The sequence below is a fragment of the Borreliella afzelii genome, from assembly GCF_014202295.1.
GTDB classification, from domain to species: Bacteria; Spirochaetota; Spirochaetia; order Borreliales; family Borreliaceae; genus Borreliella; species Borreliella afzelii.
The window spans coordinates 25,138-48,355 of record NZ_JACHGM010000005.1 but is presented as its reverse complement, the minus strand read 5'-3'; the positions used below and the strand labels follow the sequence as shown (position 1 = coordinate 48,355).

The window sequence follows — 23,218 nt, the reverse complement described above, 5'->3', positions numbered from 1 at the left end:
AGATTAATCTTTAGAGTTAATATATCTATACTAATTAAAAATTAATTAATTAATTTTTAATTAGTATAGATATATTAACTCTAAAGATTAATCTAAAAAGGTAAAACTTTCCCCTTCAAACAAAATAAAACTTTAAATATAATTTCTCAAAAGAATAAACCTACAATTCTCTGGATGTGCAAGCAAAAGATCCAAAAAATATTTATTTTTTAAGTAACCTCTATTTTTTGGATATTCATAAAAAGGAATTAATACTTTATTTTCTAATGCTAATTTTATAGTTTTATCGCTAATATTATTTTCAGTAGCAAATAATATTAATTCTTTGTATGTTTTTTTATTTTTTGCAAATATTGCGATATCGAGCAAATGTTCAAAAATGTTATCATTTACTTTAATTTGAAATTTGCCTAAATTAACAAGATTACCAGAAGTTGATTTATTAAAAAATGAAGTTGGATTTTTTATGTAAGTCATTTTATACCTTCTAATATTTAAGACCAAGCGATCAAATATTAGAAATAATTTAATCGAGCCTAGTCTTAATATTAATTAAATTTCTTACCTAGCATAATCACAACCTCTTACCTTATTGTAACTATAAATTATAATAAAGTATTATAGTTAATACTATAGAGTCGTAGAGTCTCTCATATAGAACATCTCTTAGAGTTTTTTGAATCCTCTCTTTTTCTTTGGCTAAAGCGTCCTTTGCTAATTTTTGGGTGATTGCTATTGAGGCATTTATTTTTACAATATTTTTAACAAAAAATTAAAATATTTTTATTATAATTCAAACAAAATGATATATAATCTTAATTAATAAGAATATTAATTAATAATTAATATTCTTATTAGAAAAAAGGAGAATATTTTTATGAGAAAAGGAGAATATTTTTATGAGAAAAGGTTTGTTTTTATATACATTATTAATAGTAGGATTAATGTCTTGCAACCTAGATTCCAAATTATCTGGTAATAAAGAACAAAAAAATAACAATAATGCAAAAGGGGCTTCGTACAGTATTAAAGAAGATGCTCTTAATGATTTATATAGTAATCAAGAAGAGCAAAAAGGCTTTACTAAAAATTTCGGAGAACAGAAATATGAGGATTTAATTGATCCTGTAGCACCTTCAGTATCATTAAATAATAGGGTTAATATAGCAAATATTTCAATTGATGAGCATGCTCAAAAAAAAGAAATAAAAAAAGAGGATTTGATTCCCTCTACTGATGAAGAAAAGAGAGCAGACGAAGCAATTAAAGATTTAGGAAATATTCTTGGAAACTCTAAATTTTCTGAATTAATTGAAGAAGCGCGTGCACTTAAAAATGAATATGCTTTAATAAAAGCTGATTTGCATGATGTGCTAGAAAAAATTCAAAATAAAAAAACACCACTAATGGGAAATTATAAGAATAATAGAGACAAGATAAATAAATTAGCAAAATTGGAGGAAGATAATTTAAAGATAGATTCTGAACTTGAGAAACTTATAAATAAGATTAATATTGCAGAAAATGAGATAATATCTGCTGCTTTATTTTTTGATAAGGCCAATAAAAGGTTAAAAGAAAGTATTATTAAAAGATTAGAGAGTAGAAATAAGAGATCTGATGCATTAAAATTATCTAGACAGGCTCTAAGTGACGCAAGAAGTGCTTTAAGTAATTTAGAATCTTTTTTTTCTAACAGAATTGAGGCAATAGGAAGAAAGAAAGAAATAAAAGAGCTTATTACACATGCAAAAACTATTGTAGCAAGTCTCAACAAAAAATAATAAAGAATTCTCCATTTATAATTTCTATGAAATTTAGGTGGAGATAAATTTTTAAAATCAGCTTAGAACATTCAAGTAACTCAAATTATATTTTAGGAAGAAAATCTATCTCCCCATATAAAATCTAGAAATTGCGCTAATATTCAATTATCAAAACTTAATTATTAGGAGGGAATATTAATATGAAAAAAATTTTCACATTAATATTAATTTTTGGTTTAACTATGCAAATCTTTGCGTCAGAAGATACAGTTGGAAAAGGTATTGGGGATATTTCAACTACTTTGAAATATGAAAGCCAAAAAGCCCCCGTGCTTGCACCATTCCTTTTGAATTTCTTTTTTTCTTTTGGGATAGGATCCTTTGTTCAAGGGGATTATATTGGTGGTGGTGCAGTGCTTGGATCTCAAGTATTAGGAGGAATACTTTGGATAACTGGAATAATCATTGGTGGAACAGCAAAAGGACCAGCACAAGCAATAACCGGACTTACAATAGTGGGGATAGGAATAGGCACGATTTCAGCAGCCCACATAGCCTCGCTAATTATTCCATTTACATTTGCAAATAGATACAATACAAATCTTAGAAAAAAACTTAGCATTTCGCTTGCAGGGTTTGAACCAAATTTTGATATCGGAATAAACGGATTCCAACTATCGTTTAAAAAAAGTTATTAAATCAAGTGCAATAGTAACTTTACAATCTCAATTGTCAATTCAAAATCTGACAATTGGGTCTGTTATGCAATCCAAAGATTGAAACCCTTCGCACCTAGAAAATAATTCTCATATCCTTTCATTAAGGATAAAATATAATCTTCTCCTTTTTTGTTTTTCAATACCTTAAAATCATTAAGCAAAGTTATAAAATCTTATTTAGTTAATGAGTAAAGACTGGCCACAATGAAATTATTTTCTTTTTCTTTTTTTCTCATTTTTGTATACCTTTTTTTATTTGTGTCAAAAAATGTCGTCCGGTCTCCGGACGATTCTTTTCTACCCCCACCATATTCAAATGTTAGCCACATAAAAAAACATCGCCAATGGAAAATTCTAAGAACAATAGAAATAAGACAAGGGAACTAGTACGATTACAAAATCAGTTAAGGATAGATATTGAACTTGATAATCTTATAAATAAGATTGATATCGCAGGAAATGAAATAAGATCTTCGGCTTTCTTTTTTGATGACTCGCAGAAAAATTTAAAAGAAAGTAATATTAAAAGATTAGAGAGTAAAAGTAAGGCATCTTATGCATTGCAATTATCTAGATTAGCTCTAAGTAAAACAATGAGGCATTAGGGGAAAAGAAGGAGATAAAAGAACTCATTGAAAATACAAAAACCGTTTTATCAAGTTTCAATAGATAAGAGAATCTATAAATGTCACACAAGCTAACTTTTAATAATCACTGTGCTATACCTTTTTAAGGTTAGAATTCACTTATTTTTCAATAGATCTATACTAAACAACGACCATAGATACTAAAAAACTCTTCTATAAATAAATTAATATTACATGAACATGGTGGGGTTACCTTTTGGTTTATTTATTTAAATACTTTCATTAGCTTAAGAACTGCACAGAACTATTCGATAATATCTTAAAATACTCTACAAATTATTTACAATTTTAAAGTTTTTAAATCTTTAAGACAATAATCATCAAAATAAATTTTTAAAAAGCTCAAAATAATATAAAATTTCTGACAATGAAAATATTATCATGATTATTATCTCATCTATATTTATTATAATCTAATTATATTAGATTGAATATTATATTATATTAAATATAATATAATATTTTAAATAAGGAGAATATTTATGAAATATAATATAATTGTAAGCATATTTGTTTTTTTATTTTTAAATGCTTGCAATCCAGATTTTAAAACCAATCAAAAAGATATGAAGGATCAATCTAGTAAAAAAGAACTAAAATCCAATAAAGAGGGATTAAAAACCAAAACAACAGTAACCCCAAATCAAGAAGCAAACCCAAATCAAGAAGCAAACCCAAATCAAGAAAAAACCTCTAATAAAAGAATAAAAAACACACCTCTTGACGATCTAAGAAATTTAATAGAAACAGCTAATATCGATAGACAAAAATATGTAAAAAAATTGGAAGAAGAACCTTCAGACCAATATGGAATATTGGCTTTCAAAAAATTAGTTTGGGTGGGAAATTTATCCAGTGAAAAGATAGCTGATAATAGCGATAAATCTAAAAGATATAGAAAATGTATTTATGCCACCTTAAATGCTATTGACACTAATAAATTAAAGGAATTTTCAGAAATTATAATATTATCGGGACAAACACAAAGCCTATTTAGCATCTTTAACGAATTTGGAAGTGCTATTGACGACGTGATTGTTTATCTATATTCCAAAAAAGACACTATAAATAAACTAGACACTTTAGACTTAGAGAAGCTTAAAAATTCATTTGAGAAATTATTATCTACAAAAACAATCGTTTCAGAAATGTTAAACCAACTTTTATTAGATTATCAAAATAATAAAAATCTTATAAAAACAAATTATACTAAACTCAAATCTTATGTAATTGAACTTTACAAACAACTTGTAAAAAAAAGGGAAGAATCTGAAAATCTAAAAAACGACATAATTTCAATATATACCTTAAAGGTTATGTATTGAAATTATCATAATGTAAAAGCCTATCTTCAATAAAAGATAGGCTTAATGTTTTAACTAAAAATTGCAAAGAATTTTCCATCTATAATTTACATAAACTTTAGTTGAAAACAAGTTTTGTCAAATTGATTTACTGGTTTTATAAATAAACTTCTTCATAATGTTTATAGAAACTCCCCTCCAGCAAAAATAATACGCTTTGAAGATACTATTTTTAAATTGTTAATAAATTTAAAAGCCAATATTATGATTAAATTATAGTAATATATAAACTACTATTTCTATAATCTTTAATTTAGTAATAGTAATTAGCAAGAGATTTAATATTATTAATGCCATATTCTTTAAATATAGGCTCTTTATTATTCATTTTTATAAAGACAAAAGATATGAAGCTTAATTGCAATTGCATCGGGTATAGATTATTATTAATATCATGTTTTATTTTGGCAATAAATATGAAAAAATTAATTCTTTAAATAAACAAATTGATATTAGTAATCATAATTTCCTATTTCATTTTATTAATATTCTAAAGAACAAATCCTGCAAATGTAATAAAGATTTATGATAGAAAGCAAACATCAAAAATACTATTTTTATTCATTATTTTTGTCAGAACTTGCAAGAACGTTACCCCATGCTGTACTAACTATTATTTTAATAAATAAAGGATTATCACTAAAAGATATTGCTATAGTACAAATTTGCTATATGGCAGCAATTATTATTTTTGAATTTCCATCAGGAATAATATCAGATATTTTTGATAGACAAATTGTTTACTTAGTATCAATTTTTCTACTAATGATTTCTTATTTTATTATTTTTAAAGCTTCTTCATTCGTACTTCTTTGTATTTCTTGGTTTATATATGGGATGTCAGCTGCTATTAACACCGGGACAATCGATATTAGCTTTACTAAGCTATACCAAAATAATTCAAAAAAGCTAAAAGCTTTTATATCATTTGTAAAAATGATATTAAGTATTGGTGCTATTTTAGGTGGATATATTGGAAGTGTACTATATTTATATATTGATATAAAAATTTACCTAATTTCATTGTTAATATATCTAATATCCTCTTTAATTACAATTTTTTTCATACCAAATGATAAAAATACAGATCATAAGCACAATAAAGAAGATTTAACTTTATATCTTATAAAGTTTTTTAAAAAAATAATAATATTATTGAAATCTAAAGAGCTTTTAGCAGTATTTATTCTAAATAGCTCTATTCAATTTTTTTATCAACCTTTTTATTTATACTGGCAAGCAATTTTTATTGATAAAAATATATCTATTAGCATATTTGGAATCATATATGTACTATTTCGCGTATCAGATATTATGGGAGCATGGATATTTAGAAAAATTAAACATTCAAAATATGATATTTATGTTATTTTAGCTATAATATTTTTATTATCAGTTTTAATAAAAATAGTTTTACATATTTACATATTTATTACTATAATCATATTTTTAGTAATTTTAATTTCTGTTTATTCTAATAATTTAGAATATTTTTTTAAAAAAAATGTGGATTCAAAAGTTTTAGGAACCTTAACTTCTATTAATAGTACATTATCTCGTATATTTTCATTTTTAGCACTAGGCATATGTTCAATTTTAACTAATTTTATAAGTGCTATAAATACATTTGTTTTATTAATACTTATTTTTTGTACATTATCTATTATTGTAACATATAAATTTAAAAATAATAAAAAAAGTTGAGAAATAGATATTATTAATATCCTTCTTATGGAAAAGACATTAAAATACGCGTGTAAGGTTATTAAATTCTTTTATTTCTTTTTCATGCTCACAATATACTCTAAAAGAGGGGTTTAGAATCACTTTTTCTATTTTATCCTCTAATTCTTGATTTTTTATCAATCTCTTTTAATTTTAGATCTTCAACTTGCCCTTATAGATATCCATAAAGCTTGCATTAATTCGTATTTTTGGATAAATTTCTGATCCAGATTTCTAAAAACTCCAATCCACTCTTCTTCTTTTATTTTATCTTTTGTATCTAAAAAGCCTTTAACTTATTTTTTTAAAACAATCTTTACAATTTAAATTATTTTTTCTTGCATAGCTTTATGGACATCAACAAAAGATTAATCTAAAGTAGTTTTACCACCTCTAATTATTCCAAAAAAGAATAATTCTTATAGGTAGAGAACAGTATGCTTACTACTTTTCGCTTGCTTGTTTAATTAAAGGGTTATTGCTTTATGCCTATTCTATTCTTAATCGAGTTCATTAAAAAGTTTCTTCCTAGTTATTAAATAAAACTGAAATGCTTTTTTGTCAAAAAGTCAAGCCTTAAGTGTAAATATTTTTAACCTAAAAAATAAAAATAATGAATATATGATTAATTTTTTATTTTAATACTAGTAAAATTACTTAGATGAGCTACTATTTCTAAATTAGAGCTTATAGAATAAGCAGTTCATTTTTTTAGCTAACTCTTTTTTAGGTATAATGAAAAAATATTTTATGAATTTTTAATATTAAATTAATGGAGTAATGCTTTAGAAATTAATTAAAGCAAAAAGGATTTTATGAAAAAGAGTATAAATATTTTGAATATATTTTTCTTTATATCACTTCTTTATTCTTGTGTTGTAGGATCAAATTCTTTAAAAAACACCAAAACTGGAATTTTAAATTTTGAGCTAATTGAAAAGGATAATGAAAAAGATAATAAAGAAAATATTAAAAATATTTCCTGTATTAATGAAGAATTTGGGTCAAGCGAAATAAAAGAAGGAGAAGTTTATGGTGGGGGGGGGATTGCTTTGCAGGTTATGTTACATGGGCAAAATCTGGTAATTTAAGAGCTATCAAAGACAGATATAATAATTTAATTGAAGAGCTTAAAGGGCTAAATATGCGTATATTTTTTCACCCATTCAATTTAAAACTTCATCATGGTTTAGCTATAGTTATTATATTAATGATAATAACTATAAAATATTGGGTAATGAAGTGCCAATAGCTAAAATAATAGCATTTGAGTCAACCAAAGAGTTTGAAGAAAAATATGAAGTTAAAAGCCTAAAGTTAATTTCTGAAGGCGTGAATTTTGATTTTGAGCAATATAGAACTGATGATTTTGCTAAAATTACTTTGAAAGAAGTTTCAAGAGAGGCTGGATATATTAATTCATATAATTTTGGGGTTTTTAATAATGCTTTAACAGATTTTTTTACTCTTTTTTATAAAAAGAGTAAATGTAGTTATATGCTTGCATATCTTACTATAAAAGATAGGCAAACTAATGAGGATAAAACCTATGAAATTGTATTAGATCTAAAACTATTTAATGATGTTGTTAAGCTAATATTTGCCAAGTATCCAGATTTATCAAAAGAAAAATTAAAGCTTCCTATTGATTTGATGAATAATAAATAACCTGATGAAATTTTTAATAAATAGATTTATTTTATTAGAAAATACTAGAAGCACTTTAAAAAGCAAAATAAAAAATGATAAAGAAAATAAAATACTGTAGAAGTTGGTGACATTGAGGATTATTTAGAAAGATTAAAAAGTTATTTAAAAGAAATTAAAGGATAGCTTGAAAATTCTAAAAAGAAAGAAATAACTTCTAAAGTTATAAAATTGGGGTATTTAGCGTAGATTGTCCTAAATACTACTTAATTGATTTATTAATATAAAAAAACAAGAAAATATTATTAAAACATATTATAAAAAAATATGCTTTTAAAAAAATAAATTTCTATTTAATTAATATAAAAAACTATAAAACTCTTTTTATAAATTACCAATAATTATCACTAAATCATCTTATTTTACCCCATATATGTAACACAAAAAGAATTATAAAATATCAATAACATACCTATAAACATTATTTTCTTTAATTTCTCTAAAGTTTTTTAGCTTCCCCATCACTTTCTTAAAAAGAACTTTTTCATCATTTTATAGTAAAATTTTTCGCAAAAACATATATTTTATTAAATTAATAATAATCTCTTTAAAAGAATTAACTAAGATTGAATTGTTGAGTTAAGTTTATTTATTCTTAAATAATTCTCATATCCTTTTATTAAAGACAAAATATAGTCTTCTCCTTTTTTATTTTTTAGTACCTTAAAATCATTAAGCAAAACCATAAAATCTTCTTTGGTAAGTGAATAAAGACTGGCTACAATAAAATTGTTTTCATTTTCTTTTTCTTTAAAAAATTCATCTTTGGTATCTAGATTTAAGATTTTATCAACTTCTTCTTTACTAAACTTAAAATGTTCCAAGTAAAGTAAATATTTAAAGTTCCCCAGATCATTTTTAGCTATTAGCAAGGAAGTATTTTTTATTAAAGTTAAGTATAGCGGATTAGCTAGAATTTCATCTTTTTCGGGCTGGGGCATTGGACATTGATAAAGGCATGACTTTAGCACATTTGAATCAACAAATCTTCTTAGCAAAAAATCAAATGCTAATGAATTAAAAATAGATATAATAAATAATTTCTTATAAATAGATATTGGTGTTTTCTCATAATTTATATACATTGAATTTACACAATAACAATTTTTAGGAGACAAAGTACTAATCATAGTTCTTTCATCTGTGTTTCTTGCAATTGCTCTATAGAATACTCTTTTAGTTTGATGCCGATCGTCTTTAGCTAATATTTTTTCTAAATCTTCTTTATCTATCCAGAAAAACTTAGAACTTTCTTTTGCATCCTTATTTTCAAAAAATCTTGAATTAAACTGATGAATATTAGCTCCACAATAAAGAAATATAAAGTTTTCATTATCATATTCTTTTAATAAAGATTTACGATTCTTAATACTTGGGTCTAAGCCTTTTTTAAAATCGATATATTCTTCACTAAGAATACCAAATTGGATAAACATTTTGTTAATCAAACTAAATTCTTTATTTTTTTTAAATTCTATTATTGATTCTTGAATAGGAGATAGTTTTTTAATTTGGTCTATATCTAATTCAATTCCTTTATAAGGATCTTCTTTATTGTCTTTTAAATCTCTAGTTATTTCTTTTAAAATATTATCACTGCTCTGGATCATAAATTTTGCTTTAAAAATAGATGTGGGGGATTTGGTATTACTTAGTTGAAATATTACAAATTTAAAAAGCGATACTACATCTTTAAATCTCTTTTGATTTTGAAATTGATAAATATAATTAAGTTTATAGTTAGTAAATATATGCTTTCTTAGCAATCTAGAACTAGATTCACTCCAAAGAGCTGAAGGGGTTAGATAAGTTAAATTGCCCCCTGGTTTTATTAGCTTTAAATTAAATCTAATAAAGTATCTAAAAAGATTCGGATCACCACCACTAGAAAAGTCTTTAAAATCACTTTTATAAATATTATTAATAGTACTTATACTATTTTTTTCTTCATTGTATTCAATCTTCAAAGGATGTGTGTCTTTACTAAGTATTTCTTGCTTTATTTTATTTTGGTCTTTTATGCTTAGTTTTCTGTAATTAGGAATGTGTTTTGAGAAAAATTCAGATTCATCAAACTTGGTTTTCTCCCATGGAGGATTTCCAATTACAATATCAAAGCCTTCCTCAATATCTGGGAACTCAATTCCATAGTGAAAAAATTTATAATAGCTACTTACTTTTCTAATTTTTTCTATTTTTTCTTTATCTTCGCTAGAAGTTTTATTGCCCAAAATATTTTCAATTAAACTAATTACAGCTGTAATATCACTAAATTCTATTTTTAAAGATTTGTCAAAAGATAAAGAATAAAGTTTGATTAAAGAAAATATTATTCTTAAATACTCTGTATCTTCACTTTCCTCATATTCTTTGTATATCTTTTTGGATTTTTCTATATCTTCTTTAGTAGTATCGTTAATACTTTTAATTTTTTGATAGCTATCTTCTAAAATAGTTGTAATTTCTTTAATTCTCTCTTTAAATAACGAAAATCCACTTTCAAATTTCTTTTTTGTAATATCAAAAAATTCATCCTTGGTATATCCTAGCAGGGCATTTCCTACTTTTATGTGATGTTCAATAAAGCTTAGTGGTGTTCCAAAAATAAAGGTATTAATCCATAAGCTTAGCATAGTAATTTCAACCGAAATAGGATTAATATCAACACCATAAATACACTTCTTTAATAGCATCCTTTTAAGTACCAATTCTTTACTTATACTATCTTGAACGTCGTATTCTTCACTTTCTTTAAGAATAGCTCTATATTCTTTATCAAGCTCTTTTTTTACATCTTCAAATTTATCTAGCTCGTACCATACTTTTTCTGTTAAGTAATCTAAACAAGAAATTAAAAAATGCCCTGATCCACAAGAATTATCAATGATTTTTATATCTAAAGGGGACTTAGTTTTAAGCTGTTCTTCAATTGATGATATGACCATAAAGTCAGTTAAGTCATCCGGGGTATAATATGCTCCGCTTTTCTTTCTATCAAGCGATCTAGATGTAAGATAAATATTGCCTTTATAGTATGTAGCAACTTTGTTTACTTGCTTATTTTCAAGCTCTTCTTCAGTACGAATGAGATAAACCCCGTCTTCAACAATACGATGAACAGTAGTATCTGCAATTCTTAGGTCATATTCAAGTAGAGTCTCGTACAATTCTCCAAAACTTTTAGGATCTAGCTTTGAATACTCTACAAATTTTTCATCTTTAATATTTTTTTCTTCAAAGAAAAGTATTTTAACCAGTATTTCTTCAAGCTCACTAATACTTAGTAAACTTTCATTATTTAAATATTTAACCTTGTCTTCTGCAAATAATCCTCCATTAAATATAGGAAACTTTATTGCATCACTTCCTTTATCAAGTAAATTAAAAATTGTTATTATTTTTTTATATCCTAATTTATTTTTTGTATTTTCATCATAAAAAAAATATCTAAAAGATATAGAAGACCTGTATAGCTTATTTTCTTCTAATATTTTCTTAAAAATTTCGTTATCTTCAATATATGCAATAAAAAATATTCTTAAAATAAAAATAATTGATTCTTCAAGAATGCTAGCTAAAATATGTTGGGTAATTTCCTTGTCTGATACTTTAAATTCTTTGTCATATATATTTTTTGCAATTTTAAATATTACAGAGTCGTCAGGCTTCTCATAAAGTATCTCTCTAAGAGTTTTTTGAATTATCTCTTTTTCTTTAGATATTTGTTCTTTTTCAATCTCTATTACATTGCTTGTCTTTAGGTATCTTTCTTTTCTTATAAGGTAGATGAATAAAACAAACCATTCTTGTTCTTTGTATTCTTCTTTTTCTTCAACTTTAGAAAAATCAAATTCAATATATCTTTTTTCTCCATAAAGGACTTTAGATTTGTCATATAATCTCCACACTTTTCCATTTGAAAGCATCCCATAATGTTTTTGATATTGATTTAGATATCTATATAGCTGATCTTCTGCTTCTTTTACTTTATCTTTAGTATTAAAACTAAATGATGGACGCTTAACTTCTACTATAAGTAAGATATCTTCGGCTGGAATAGGCTCATTATTTTTTTTAGCTTCTTCTAATTTATTATTAAAATCTACTTTGTCTTTATCATTTTCGAAAAGTAGTATATCTACTCTAGAATCCACTCCTTCTATTTGCCCACCTTTTTGTTGTTCTACTGAATAATTTAGTTTTTCAAATATAGATCTTAATAAAGCCTCTATATTTGCTTCTGTTGAATTATCATCTATTGAAGAAAGTTTATTTTTTATAAGAATAAAAAAGTCTTTTAGTTTATTAATATTCTCTTTTTTAATAAAATCTTCTGATAGTTCTTTATAAAGAGATATATTTGGATCATTTGTTTTTACAATGTTATTAGTTTTCATTATTTATGCCTACAATAACTACAATGCCTATAAAACCCATTTATGTTATTTATAAATCTTTTTTAGCTATTCTTAATACTCATAATATGTTCTAGGATTACCTTTTTTAACTTTAAAAGTCTAATCTTTAGGCAAATCGACCAAAGTTTGTTTTAATATTTGTTTAACTGTAAATACTTTATTTCTAGAATAAGATTGTTCAAATCTATTTCTGGCTTTTTCTCCATATTTATCAGCGTAATCGATTTTATACAAGCCTAATTTTATTAAATAATCAAAATTTTGATATAGATAACAATCTATAAGATAATTTATAACCTCAAGCTTTATGAATATAACTAAAGTTATCAATTTATTTTGTATAACACACTCATAACATCACGAACATATAAAAACCACTTTTTTCCTTAATCCTAATTTTTTTAAACAACCTCTAATTTATGAAGCATAGGCAAAAAAGGGCTTCTATCCTTTTCATTTTTAAAATTATAATTATCTAATCTTTTGTTAATTTTTTCTTTAGAAGAATCTTGTTCATAATTATCCTCTCCTAAAATTAAAAAATAAACCAAAGTTCTTGATTTACAACTCTTTAACAAGTAGCGAGGGGATCCCCCCAATAATCCTAAATATTTACTAAAAAATGAAAATGGGCTTAATAAACACTAAAGAAAACTGCCCAAAAAACAACAAGATTCTATTAATAGAATTAATCTAGATTAAGAGTTATTAAGCTGCATAAGAAAATTTCAAATCAAAGAAAAGACTTTTTACATAAATTATCTTATTACTTTACAGCTAAATAATATAAAAACATAGTAATAAAAAACTTATCAATTCAAAGTATATAAAAAGGATATTTAGAGAAAGTATTAATGATTTAAAACGATATGGATTTGTAATACAATTATCATATAAATCAGAGCAGCTGAGATCCTCTTTTCATAAAGTAGATAGATATTTCCCATCAAATAAACTATGTAACAATTATGATATTAAAAATACAACTCTAAAATTAAATAATACTAGATGGACTTATAGTAGTTTAGGCACGACTCATGCTAGAGATATAAATGAATGCAACTCTAAATCTTAAGGCTTATTACTATAAAGAAATAAAAACTACGGCAGAAACTGCCCGAAGCAAAACCCTCGTGGATCATACCCCAGTAGATATCCGTTCTTATAGAACCTAAAAAGGAATTATAGGATGAAACAAAAAACTCTTTCTATAATCTTTGATTTAAAAAAATCATACTTCATGGGTTGAAATTAATCAAATATTTTGATTATAATAAAGTTATTGCTAATAAAAATACACTGAAAATGGAGATTAAAAATGAAATCAGTTATATCTAGCCATGACCACCAAACCTATAAAAACAAACTACTTAGTAAAGTCTGCAGACTGAAAAAAATTATTTCGGTTATTATTTACTTAAATAAAGAGTTTGAAAAAAAACACAGCATCTTAATTAATAAAGAACACTTTACTTACGAAAAAGTAAAAGAGCTTCGAGTTCATCATCAAGGAGATATACTTCGAGTACTAAACTCAAATATACATAAAGAAAATAAAAAAGAAACCACAATTAATACTCTAAGAATAGATTTAAGATTTTTAGTTAAACTGAAAGCATTAGAAAAAAGAATACTAACATTTTCAAATAACTTTGGAGAATTTAAAGGAAAGCTTTGTATATATAAAGTATCACCCATTGCACATAAATTGATTGATGTATATTTTAGCAGCACTAAATCAGACTTAATTAAGAAAGTAAAGGAAGAAAAAGATGATTTAGCAGAAAAAAAAGGATATTTCAAAACTGAAAATATCACTGAAAATATCACTGTATATAATAAACAATATATAAATATATATAATAAGAATTCTATAGAAAAATCTTTCTTTAAAAGAATTAAATCAATAACTTCTAAAACTAAAAATCCAATTAAAACACTAAAAAATACTTTATTAAACTATAAAGATTTTAAAAATTATCTAAAATATGATTATGAGGTAAAAGATATTAAAGAATTTTTTTTATCTAAACTAAATCTTTATAAACATAAAATTCATTTTATGAGAAAAACTGCACCTTATAAAACCGATTTCTACATTATTGCAGGAGAATTTAAAGACACTTATGTTACTAAATGGAAAGAAAATAAAATAAATAACTTTTCAGGACATGCAAGTATAATAGCTAATAATATTTTAACCAATATTTTGACAAAAGGATTAAAATTTGAGTAGATTACTTGAAAAACTAAAACAAAAAAAGGCTTTGATAAAGATTAGCAACATTTCAATTAAAAAAGATACCTTTAGTAAAATAGAAGAAATAGACGGCAAAAAAGTATACTACACAAAAATATTTAAACATTTAATTGGCTTCAGAATTACTAACAAAGGACAAAGACTTAGACTTGTTTTTCAAGAATTTAATAATCTTAATAAAGATTATTACTTTTTTAACCTTTTTGCATTAGAAGAAAATGATAAATTTTTAGGAATAAAATATGGATGGGATCGTCTTAAAAAACCTTTATTTCTTAAAAAAGAAAATAATAAAATTTATGCAATAAAAAAACTATATCACATAGAGTTTAGGTTTAAAAAAGGATCTATTAAGTCCTATATATTGTCTTTAAGAACTTTGTTAAGAAAAAAAGAAAAAGAAGCCACCGAGTACTATCAGTTTACGTTAAATCATTTAGAAAAAATGGAAAGCAAGGTATATAGGTTTTACAATAAAAAATTACCAGACGGAGGAATTTTAAAAAAATGGATATTAAAAAATCAGATATCATAACAATGGCTTCAATCAAGGGGGGAGTTGGAAAAAGTGCACTTTCTATACTTTTTTCTTATGTTTTAAAAGAATTGGGGAAAAAAGTACTATTAATTGATTTGGATCCACAAAATTCTTTAACTTCCTATTTTAATAGGTATATTTCAAATATTGAAAAATACAATTCCTACAGCATGTTAAAAGGGGATTTCCATTTTAATGAATGCATTTATAAAATTGATGATTATATATCTATAATTCCCTCTCATCCCATTTTAGGAAAATTTAATTCAGAAGCCATTGATTATAAAGAAATTATTTTAGAACATCATTTAAATGAAAATATTCAAAATTATAATTTTGATTATGTTTTATTAGATACTCCCCCCAGTTTAGATTTTCTTTTAAAGAATGCCTTAAATGTTACGGATTATATTGTAATTCCAGTTCAGGTAGAAATATGGTCAATAGAAAGTTTTACTATTTTGATTAATGCAGTTAATGATATTATAAAATTTAGGAAGAAAATATACAATATTTCTATTGTAGAGAACCAGTTTATAAAAAATAGAAAAACGATAAAAGAGGTGGAGGATTTGCTTTATAAAGAATATAAAGAATATATCAAGGGCAAGATACATTTTTCAAATAGCATAAAAGTTCTTATAAACGGGCGGTTAGAACCCTCTACAAAAGAAATGTATCATAAAGAAATAAAAGATACTTTAAAAAATATTTTTTCTTTATAGTTAACAAAAATGCTAGTTATAATATTACTTATCTAGAGTTGTCCGATATCGGACATGTAATTTAATCAAAAATTACCTAAAAATAGGAGAGAAGAATGGGGAAAAAAGAAAATAAAAAGCAAGTAACTTTATATAAAAGGGTTGAAATTCCTACAGGAGAAGAATTAAATTTAGATAATAATCAAGATGAAGAATTGATAAATTACAATAAACTAAAGGAACAGTTGAAATTAAATTTGAAATCCGATATTAATAATAAAATTCAAAGAATGAGGATTCTATATGAAATTAAACAAAAAGAACTTTATAAATATGATGGTTTTAAAAGTTTTAAACAGTTTATAAGGTCTTATGTAATTGCTAGAAGCCAAGCATATATGTATTTGAAAATTTATGAGAAAGTTTTAGAAGGGACTATTTCGATTGAAAAAGTTAAAGAAATAGGTTTTGTAGCTACATATAAAAATATATTAAAGAACAATTCTTTATATGTATATAAAGAAAATATGATTAAAGAAAATGCAGAAGAAGATGATAATAGTCAAAATATACCTATTCGAATTTTAATGAAAGATAAAGAAGTTTATGATTTTTGCAAAAAAGATACCAAAAGAATATATTTTATTCTAGAGAGGCTGATTAAAGATAAAAAAAATATCTTGTCAGATCTTATTATTGATTATGAAAATCATAGAAAAGATAAAAAGAAAAAAGTTAACTCTTGATTATTATTATATAATATACTATTATCAAATTAGGTTAGAGAACTTTTCTCTCTCCGTTTTCAGTAGTAAAATATTTGCCCATAGGGGCTTTTTTTGTGCCTGCTAATTCTATATGAACTACTATTTCTAAATTTCCTAAATAAGAGTATAATAAACATATGTTAGAGACAAAAGTTAATGAAAACGATGTATATAATGAGCTCGTTAGGTTGGGTATGAATAAAATATTAGCAAGTGATTTGGCTACTAGATTTTATCATAATGAAATAACAATAAAGGATTTAGAGATTGTTAAACTAGAGCTTCAAGGTTTTGTAAGAGATGAAGTTAGCACTGTAAAAGATGAAATTAATATTGTAAAAGGAAAAATTAAAAGCTTAAAAACCGAATTCGATAGTAAATTAAAACTTCATAATTGGATGATAGGAATTGTATTAGCCTCTCAAGGAACAATAGCAGGTATTTTAGTTAGTCTATTCTTTTATATAGTGAATAAATTATAAAATAAATAAAGTGAACATTACTTCTGCAATCTTTTAAAAGATTATAAAAGCAATATATTCCCATTGATAATTATATAAAGCTTAAGTTGTCAACAAAAATCTTGAGAGTTATAAAATATTTATTTTTAAAGCCATAAATACTTTTTTTATTTAATGAAGAAAAAATGTTTTATAAATTTTTGGCATTAAACTAATAGAGAAGCTTTAAAAATTGCTTAAAGTAAAAAGAATTTTATGAAAAGGATATAAGTATCTTAAAATATATTTCTTTATATTGTTTTTTATTCTTGTTTGCCAACACCAGAATATTTAGAAAGTGTCAAGGCTGGAATTTTAGGTTTTAAGCCAATTGAAGAGGATATTAAAGAAAATAATAAAAAATTACAAGGGATTTATTAGATGAGATTTTTTCAAATAATAAAGATTATTTAAACAAGATATTTAAAGAATATTCTGATTTAAATTTTTAAAAAAATAAAGCAAAACATACAAGTAATTACTTGTAAAATTTAAATAATTTTTATGCAATTGTCAGGAATTGTATTTGTATACCAATACAATCCGAATTGTCAATTTAAAACCGCAGTAATAAGTTTTGTTGATTGCTTTTTAAAATTTAAAGTTTTTAACAAAGTCTATTTATTATTAGATTGTAAAAATTATTATCTTACATCTATTTAACAACTTTTTTAAACAACAGCTGGAATTCGCTTATCTAATATCAAGGATGGGTTCAAACTTTTCAAGTTCAGAGTTGAGTCTTTTTAAAAGATTTTCATTATGCTAATTTACATTTGTAAATTAGCATAATAAGTGAGGTTACATGTAATGCTACAACTATACTTGTTCTTGCTTCTACTAGTAGGGAGCCGGGCAATTGTGTTTTATTGGTGTTTAGAATAATTCCAGTTCCTAAAAGTATTGTCCCCAATAAACTGAATACAAGCACTGAGTCATCAGTAATATAATCCCCTTGGACAAAGGATTCTACTTTAAAAGGCAAAAATAAATTTAAAAGGAATGGTACTTTTGGATTCATTTTTTTCTTCCTGGTATCGTTTAAGGACCCCTTTAATCTTTTTAATATCTTTTCCAATTGGATCTTGTTTATATTATTAAATGATTAGTAGTTACAAATAAAATTATATAATAAATAAAAGGATTAATTATAAAGAAATAAATCAATCTTAAAATTATTAATCTCCTTTTTTATTTTATTTATTGCTATTAACACAATAAGTGAACTGCTATTTCTAAATCAAATATTTATAGAAATTACTTTTAAATATAATTCTTGTAAAAGATGTGCAATTGATAATATTAATCTATTACTAACCGTTATTACTAAATTAAAGATTATAGAAATAGTAGTTTGCTTATTTAGAATGATTATCTAAATCATAGGTGAAAAGTTATTTGCAATCTTTAGCTAAAACATTAAGCCTATCTTTAATAAAGATAGGCTTTTATATTATTATAATTTTAATACTACTTAAAAGTTTTTTATTGAAAGTATGTCACTTTTTAGCTTTTCTGCTTCTTCCTGGTTTTCTTCAATTTGTTTTATAATTTCCTCTACATGAAGTTTAAGCTTGGTGGTATCTGTTTGTATAGAATTCTTATTATCTTGATAATCTAATAAAAGTTGTTTTAACATTTTTGAGACGATTGCTTTTGTAGATAATAATTTTTCAAACAAATCTTTAAGATTCTCTAAATCCGAAATCCCTAGTTTGTCTAGATTATCTTTTTTTGGATATAGGTGAATAATCACGTAGTCGATATTGCCCCCCAATGCGCTAGAGGTATTAAATATGCCTTCTACTTCATTTGCCAATATTATAATTTCTGAAAATTTCTTTAATTCACTAGTATCCATATCATTTAAGATCCCGTAAGTCAATTTTCTATAGGCTTTAGATCTTTCGGAATTATCGGATACTGTTTCGCGTGGTTCTTCATGCCATCTCAATCTTTTGAAAGCCCATATTCCATATTGGTCCGTAGGTTCTTCTTTTAATCTTTTTTCATATTTTTCTTTATCTGCGTTTGCTTTTTCTATTAAGTTTCTTAAATCATTAAGCAGCATGTTTTTTTTCCTTTGATTTTGGTCTGCTACTTCTTGATTTTGGTCTGCTACTTCTTGATTTTGGTCTGCTACTTCTTGATTTTGGTCTACTACTTCTTGATTTTGGTCTACTACTTCTTGATTTTGGTTTGCTACTTCTTGATTTTGGTTTGCTACTTCTTGATTTTGGTTTGCTACTTCTTGATTTTTTTGGTTTATTTCTGTTTTAGGGCTTAATCCTTTTTTATTAGATTTTATTCTTTTTTTATTAGATTTTAATCCTTTTTTACTAGAATGATACTTTATATCTTTTTGATTGGTGTTAAAATCCGGATTGCAAGCTAAAAATAAAAAAACAAACAAGCTTACAATTATATTATATTTCATAAATACTCTCCTTACTTTAAATCTAATAATTAATATAATGCAATATTAATATAATATAATAATTATTATTAATTAATAATTATTATAATTCAATATTAGTATAATCCAATATTTAATATAAAATTTTATTGTATTAATAATAGATTGTTGAAATAATAATATTTTTATTATTAGAAGTTTTATAATATTTTGATTAATTTTTAAGACCTAATAGATGATAATAAGGATCAAATCAATATTGTGTTTAAAAACATAAATAAGGAAGAATTAATAATTAAAGATATAAGTAGGGGGTAAAAAATTAACCAAAGGGGTATTAATTTAATTGCTAAGCATTCTAATTTGAATTAACCTATAAATTATGCTATTGAAAATATTTAAGAAGAGTTTGAGCTAAATAAAAAATATTCTAGGGTTTATGTTTTTATATATTGGGCTATTATAAATAATTTTTTTAAAAATATTATTTATCTTGCAATACTTTTTTGTTTTTACTATTTTTGGTGTAAAACTTAATTGTCTATAGGTAGCTTAAGCTTTGCACTAAAAATTATTTTATCCTAAATGTTTATTTTTCTATTTATGCACACTTTTTTTGATATAATGAGAAAATATTGTGAATTTTTGATATTAAATTAATGGAGAGGCTTTAAAAATTACTTAAAGTAAAAGGAATTTTATGAAAAAATGGATAAGTATTTTAAATATATTTTTATTTGTATTGTTTTTTTATTCTTGTTTGCCAACACTAGAATATTCAGAAAGTATTAAGGCTGGAATTTTGGATTTTAAGCCAATTAAAGAAGATAATAATAAAAATATTGAAGAATATAGTAAAAAAAATATTAAAGAAGATAATAACAATATTTATTGTGTTGATGAAGAATTTAGGTTAAATGAAATAAAAGAGGGAGAAGTTTCGCAATTATTTGCAGGAGGTTATGTTACATGGGCAAAATCTGGTAATTTAAGGGCTATAAAAGATAAAAACAATAATTTGATTCAAGATCTTAAAGGACTTAAGTATTCGTATATTTTTTCACCCATTCGATTTAAAACTTTATCATTACTATGGTTTGGCTATAATTATTATATTAATGATAATAACTACAAGATATTGGGCAATGAAGTCCCAATAGCTAAAATAATAGCATTTGAGTCAACTAAAGAGTTTGAAGAAAAATATGAAGTTAAAAGCCTAAAGTTAATTTCTGAGGGATCAAATATTGATTTTGAGCAATATAGAACTGGTGTTGCTAAAATTAGTTTAAAAGAGACTTCAAAAGAGCTTGGATACATTAATTCATATAATTTTGGAGTTTTTAATAATGACTTAACAAATTCTTTTAAACTTCTTTATAAGAAGAGTGGATGTAGTTATATGCTTGCGCATTTTACTATAAAAGATAAACAAGTTAATGAAGATAAAACCTATGAAATTGCATTAAATATAAAGTTATTTGCTGATACTATTAAGCTAATATTTGATAAGTATCCAAATTTATCAACTGAAAAATTAAAGGGTCTCTATTGATGAATAATGAATGACCGAACGATATTTTGAAAATAGAAACATAAAATTCCATTTAGATTAAAAGTTTTTCTTAAAGTTTTTTATATTATGATAATTGTTAGTCTTGTTTTATATTTTTATTGAGGGAGTATTTTTAATATTTTGTAAGATAAATTTTATTATTTAATAATAATCTAAGCTGTAATTGAATTTTATTTTTCATGATTTTATCTATTCAATAATAATAAAATAAAAGTTAACACAACATTGCAAAGATATAGACATCTTAATTAAATTTTTTGACTCCTAAATAATTCTATTAAGAAATAAAAATTTTCCAATTATAGCTAATGCGATTTACAATAAAATGGGACCAATAACCAAATCAATCTTGTTTTATTGGTTGAGCTAGGTTGTTGTATATTACAATAGACCCCTTTAAAAGAATATATAGACTTTATGGTTGTGAGTATTGTAATTTACTATTTTTGATAGATGCGGTACCAATTAATTGTAAGATTAAGATAAATAGTCTATTGATATTGAAAGTGTTTAGATTTAATAATATTATTTTGTGTAAAATTCACCTATATCTAAATTTAAAAGCGCTTACAATTAAATTGCGAGTGGAGAATTCTTTTGCTTTTTCAATAAAAAATTCCATCATTTAACGTTTTTGTATTTATAATAATTTGCAAAAAATAACAACTAGTCAAATTTCTTACTAGTTGTTATTTACATATAAAAAAGTTTAGATATATCTAAAGTTATTCATCAACACTGTTAACAATATTCTCTTTAATTTTTTCAAAATTAGATTTGTTTTTAAGGTATTCTTTAACCCCTTTTAATTCTGATTTTAGTTTATCTAAGTCCGATTCAATTTCGACAACCTTTACGTTTTCTTTTAGCTTGGGTTCATTGCTTCCCCAAGTATATCTTTGATTATCCACATTTAATTTAGCTCTTAAATTGCTTCTAGTATCTCTTAATTTTTCCAATAACTCTTTTAAATCTGTATCTAAATCATCATACCAAACAGTGTATATGGCATTGCTACCATCGGTAAAATGGTCATATATAGGGCCTGTAATTTTATCTATAGCTTCTGTTGCTGCTACTATTTCCCTCTTTACATCCTCTAATAACAAACTTTTATGTTTGATAGCATCGATGTCTCTATTTATCTCGTCTATTTTTTTTGTAAGTATTTCGATTTTATCTTTAGCTCGTTTTTCTTCTTCTTCTTTTTGCCTTTGTTTTTCTTCTTCTTCTTTTTGCCTTTGTTTTTCTTCTTCTTCTTTTTGCCTTTGTTTTTCTTCTTCTTCTTGTCTTTGTTTAATTTTTCTTTGTTCTTCTTCAGTTTTAGCTAGTTCTTGTTCTGTTTTTTTTGGACTTTGGGCATCTTTTATAGATGAAGTTCCTTGAGATTTTGTAGATTCTAATAATTCTGCAGCTTCTATGTCATTTGTTGACCCAATTGATCTTGATCTTTCTTCTGTTGACATATCAATCGGTTCACCGATCGATGTTAACGGCTCCCCTATTCTCTTATTATTTACAGATTCTTCTACGGTGATTTTTGTTGCTATATCTGTTCCAGATAAATCAGCTGCACTTTTTCTTGATCTTGATACTGGGATTTTACTTTTTCCCAAATCTGTTAAAGTAGATGTTTCTTTGCTTGTTTTTTCTTTTTGATTGGGGCTAAAGTCTGGATTGCAGGAAGTTAAAAATAAAAAGACAAATATGCTCGCAATTATATTATGTTTCATAAAAATACTCTCCTTATTTAAAATCTAATAATTAATATAATTCAATACTTAATATAATTCAATAATTAATATAATTCAATAATTAATATAATTCAATAATTAATATAATTCAATACTTAATATAAATTGTATTGTATTAAATATTGATTATTGGAATATATTTTTATTACCATAATCTTATATCTTCCATTATTAATTCTTCCTTATTTATGTTTTTAAACACAATATTGATTGATCTTTATTATCATCTATTAAAGCCTTAAAAATTAATCAAAACATTTATTTATAAATAGGGTTTTAAAAAAATCAACTAAAGGTGTTGATTTAAGCGTAAAGCATTCTAATTTAAATTATCTTCCATACAAGTATTTAAACTTA

Annotated in this window: 18 protein-coding genes and 4 pseudogenes; 14 read left to right on the top strand and 8 right to left on the bottom strand. The window is 24.3% G+C overall.

Going from position 1 to position 23,218, the window contains the following annotated elements; genetic code table 11:
- Positions 1-132: 132 nt before the first annotated feature.
- Positions 133-477: a hypothetical protein gene (locus tag HNP63_RS05030; RefSeq protein WP_012615146.1), complete on the bottom strand. Its 345-nt coding sequence runs from the start codon at positions 475-477 to the stop codon at positions 133-135.
- Positions 478-899: 422 nt separating this feature from the next.
- Here HNP63_RS05030 and HNP63_RS05025 point away from each other — a divergent pair, with 422 nt between their 5' ends.
- Together HNP63_RS05025 and HNP63_RS05020 are read left to right on the top strand one after the other, a co-directional pair.
- Positions 900-1,784, top strand: coding sequence for a P12 family lipoprotein (locus HNP63_RS05025; protein WP_048830821.1), 885 nt, complete (start codon positions 900-902; stop codon positions 1,782-1,784).
- A gap of 182 nt (positions 1,785-1,966) precedes the next feature.
- Entirely contained in the window at positions 1,967-2,464 is a 498-nt protein-coding gene (locus HNP63_RS05020) for a P13 family porin (protein WP_183227352.1), read from the top strand.
- Between the two features lie 62 nt (positions 2,465-2,526).
- On the opposite strand, the pseudogene HNP63_RS07080 reads toward HNP63_RS05020, so the two are convergent.
- Positions 2,527-2,718: pseudogene (locus tag HNP63_RS07080) on the bottom strand (hypothetical protein); the annotation flags it as partial.
- 111 nt (positions 2,719-2,829) lie between these two features.
- Between HNP63_RS07080 and HNP63_RS05010 the strand changes: the two are divergent.
- From HNP63_RS05010 to HNP63_RS04995, 4 genes and pseudogenes are all read left to right on the top strand, one after another.
- A complete protein-coding gene (locus HNP63_RS05010) occupies positions 2,830-3,090 on the top strand; it encodes a P12 family lipoprotein (protein ID WP_052689652.1) in 261 nt (86 codons plus the stop codon).
- A 524-nt stretch (positions 3,091-3,614) separates the two neighbouring features.
- Complete coding sequence (locus HNP63_RS05005; protein ID WP_183227354.1) at positions 3,615-4,457, top strand: virulence associated lipoprotein; 843 nt, start codon at positions 3,615-3,617, stop codon at positions 4,455-4,457.
- A gap of 564 nt (positions 4,458-5,021) precedes the next feature.
- A complete protein-coding gene (locus tag HNP63_RS05000) occupies positions 5,022-6,200 on the top strand; it encodes an MFS transporter (protein ID WP_183227356.1) in 1,179 nt (392 codons plus the stop codon).
- Positions 6,201-7,036: 836 nt separating this feature from the next.
- A pseudogene (locus HNP63_RS04995) lies at positions 7,037-7,889 on the top strand (S2/P23 family protein).
- Positions 7,890-8,488: 599 nt separating this feature from the next.
- Here the strand turns inward: HNP63_RS04995 and HNP63_RS04990 are convergent.
- From HNP63_RS04990 to HNP63_RS04980, 3 genes are all read right to left on the bottom strand, one after another.
- Positions 8,489-12,325 (bottom strand): Eco57I restriction-modification methylase domain-containing protein, encoded by a 3,837-nt coding sequence (locus HNP63_RS04990; protein WP_183227358.1) that lies wholly within the window; start codon positions 12,323-12,325, stop codon positions 8,489-8,491.
- Between the two features lie 120 nt (positions 12,326-12,445).
- On the bottom strand, positions 12,446-12,688 hold the full coding sequence (gene eppA, locus HNP63_RS04985; protein WP_110482932.1) for an exported protein A EppA: 243 nt from the start codon (positions 12,686-12,688) through the stop codon (positions 12,446-12,448).
- A gap of 59 nt (positions 12,689-12,747) precedes the next feature.
- Positions 12,748-12,924: a hypothetical protein gene (locus HNP63_RS04980; protein WP_183227372.1), complete on the bottom strand. Its 177-nt coding sequence runs from the start codon at positions 12,922-12,924 to the stop codon at positions 12,748-12,750.
- 7 nt (positions 12,925-12,931) lie between these two features.
- On the opposite strand from HNP63_RS04980, the pseudogene HNP63_RS06830 reads away from it, so the two are divergent.
- From HNP63_RS06830 to bdr, 6 genes and pseudogenes are all read left to right on the top strand, one after another.
- Positions 12,932-13,521: pseudogene (locus tag HNP63_RS06830) on the top strand (transposase); the annotation flags it as partial.
- A gap of 143 nt (positions 13,522-13,664) precedes the next feature.
- Complete coding sequence (locus HNP63_RS04975) at positions 13,665-14,582, top strand: plasmid maintenance protein (protein ID WP_011703847.1); 918 nt, start codon at positions 13,665-13,667, stop codon at positions 14,580-14,582.
- A complete protein-coding gene (locus tag HNP63_RS04970) occupies positions 14,575-15,141 on the top strand; it encodes a DUF226 domain-containing protein (protein ID WP_048830816.1) in 567 nt (188 codons plus the stop codon). Before HNP63_RS04975 ends, HNP63_RS04970 begins: the two co-directional genes overlap by 8 nt.
- Positions 15,114-15,869 carry a ParA family protein gene (locus HNP63_RS04965; RefSeq protein ID WP_012615239.1) on the top strand — a complete coding sequence of 252 codons (756 nt, stop codon included), beginning with the start codon at positions 15,114-15,116 and terminating at the stop codon, positions 15,867-15,869. The genes HNP63_RS04970 and HNP63_RS04965 overlap by 28 nt, the downstream gene beginning before the upstream one ends.
- 95 nt (positions 15,870-15,964) lie before the next feature.
- A complete protein-coding gene (locus tag HNP63_RS04960; protein ID WP_011703850.1) occupies positions 15,965-16,594 on the top strand; it encodes a chromosome replication/partitioning protein in 630 nt (209 codons plus the stop codon).
- Positions 16,595-16,752: 158 nt separating this feature from the next.
- Positions 16,753-17,097, top strand: coding sequence for a Bdr family repetitive protein (gene bdr, locus HNP63_RS04955; RefSeq protein ID WP_183227360.1), 345 nt, complete (start codon positions 16,753-16,755; stop codon positions 17,095-17,097).
- 778 nt (positions 17,098-17,875) lie between these two features.
- Here bdr and HNP63_RS04950 read toward each other — a convergent pair.
- A complete protein-coding gene (locus tag HNP63_RS04950) occupies positions 17,876-18,136 on the bottom strand; it encodes a P13 family porin (RefSeq protein WP_048830814.1) in 261 nt (86 codons plus the stop codon).
- A gap of 453 nt (positions 18,137-18,589) precedes the next feature.
- Entirely contained in the window at positions 18,590-19,552 is a 963-nt protein-coding gene (locus HNP63_RS04945) for a CRASP family complement regulator-acquiring lipoprotein (RefSeq protein ID WP_183227362.1), read from the bottom strand.
- A gap of 679 nt (positions 19,553-20,231) precedes the next feature.
- On the opposite strand from HNP63_RS04945, the gene HNP63_RS04940 reads away from it, so the two are divergent.
- Together HNP63_RS04940 and HNP63_RS07190 are read left to right on the top strand one after the other, a co-directional pair.
- Positions 20,232-21,086: a S2/P23 family protein gene (locus HNP63_RS04940; protein ID WP_183227364.1), complete on the top strand. Its 855-nt coding sequence runs from the start codon at positions 20,232-20,234 to the stop codon at positions 21,084-21,086.
- 440 nt (positions 21,087-21,526) lie between these two features.
- Positions 21,527-21,670: pseudogene (locus tag HNP63_RS07190) on the top strand (DUF244 domain-containing protein); the annotation flags it as partial.
- A gap of 162 nt (positions 21,671-21,832) precedes the next feature.
- Here the strand turns inward: HNP63_RS07190 and HNP63_RS04935 are convergent.
- The gene (locus HNP63_RS04935) at positions 21,833-22,840 is read right to left on the bottom strand and encodes a hypothetical protein (RefSeq protein ID WP_183227370.1); all 1,008 of its coding nucleotides are present in this window, start codon (positions 22,838-22,840) and stop codon (positions 21,833-21,835) included.
- Positions 22,841-23,218: the final 378 nt, after the last annotated feature.

Coding starts and splice junctions, on each gene's coding strand:
- HNP63_RS05010 (WP_052689652.1), top strand. CDS start 2,830: ATGGAAAATTCTAAGAACAATAGAAATAAGACAAGGGAACTAGTACGA.
- HNP63_RS05000 (WP_183227356.1), top strand. CDS start 5,022: ATGATAGAAAGCAAACATCAAAAATACTATTTTTATTCATTATTTTTG.
- HNP63_RS04950 (WP_048830814.1), bottom strand. CDS start 18,136: ATGAATCCAAAAGTACCATTCCTTTTAAATTTATTTTTGCCTTTTAAA.
- HNP63_RS04960 (WP_011703850.1), top strand. CDS start 15,965: ATGGGGAAAAAAGAAAATAAAAAGCAAGTAACTTTATATAAAAGGGTT.
- HNP63_RS05020 (WP_183227352.1), top strand. CDS start 1,967: ATGAAAAAAATTTTCACATTAATATTAATTTTTGGTTTAACTATGCAA.
- HNP63_RS04990 (WP_183227358.1), bottom strand. CDS start 12,325: ATGAAAACTAATAACATTGTAAAAACAAATGATCCAAATATATCTCTT.
- HNP63_RS05005 (WP_183227354.1), top strand. CDS start 3,615: ATGAAATATAATATAATTGTAAGCATATTTGTTTTTTTATTTTTAAAT.
- HNP63_RS04945 (WP_183227362.1), bottom strand. CDS start 19,552: ATGAAATATAATATAATTGTAAGCTTGTTTGTTTTTTTATTTTTAGCT.
- HNP63_RS05030 (WP_012615146.1), bottom strand. CDS start 477: ATGACTTACATAAAAAATCCAACTTCATTTTTTAATAAATCAACTTCT.
- HNP63_RS04965 (WP_012615239.1), top strand. CDS start 15,114: ATGGATATTAAAAAATCAGATATCATAACAATGGCTTCAATCAAGGGG.
- HNP63_RS05025 (WP_048830821.1), top strand. CDS start 900: ATGAGAAAAGGTTTGTTTTTATATACATTATTAATAGTAGGATTAATG.
- bdr (WP_183227360.1), top strand. CDS start 16,753: ATGTTAGAGACAAAAGTTAATGAAAACGATGTATATAATGAGCTCGTT.
- HNP63_RS04935 (WP_183227370.1), bottom strand. CDS start 22,840: ATGAAACATAATATAATTGCGAGCATATTTGTCTTTTTATTTTTAACT.
- HNP63_RS04975 (WP_011703847.1), top strand. CDS start 13,665: ATGAAATCAGTTATATCTAGCCATGACCACCAAACCTATAAAAACAAA.
- HNP63_RS04940 (WP_183227364.1), top strand. CDS start 20,232: ATGAAAAAATGGATAAGTATTTTAAATATATTTTTATTTGTATTGTTT.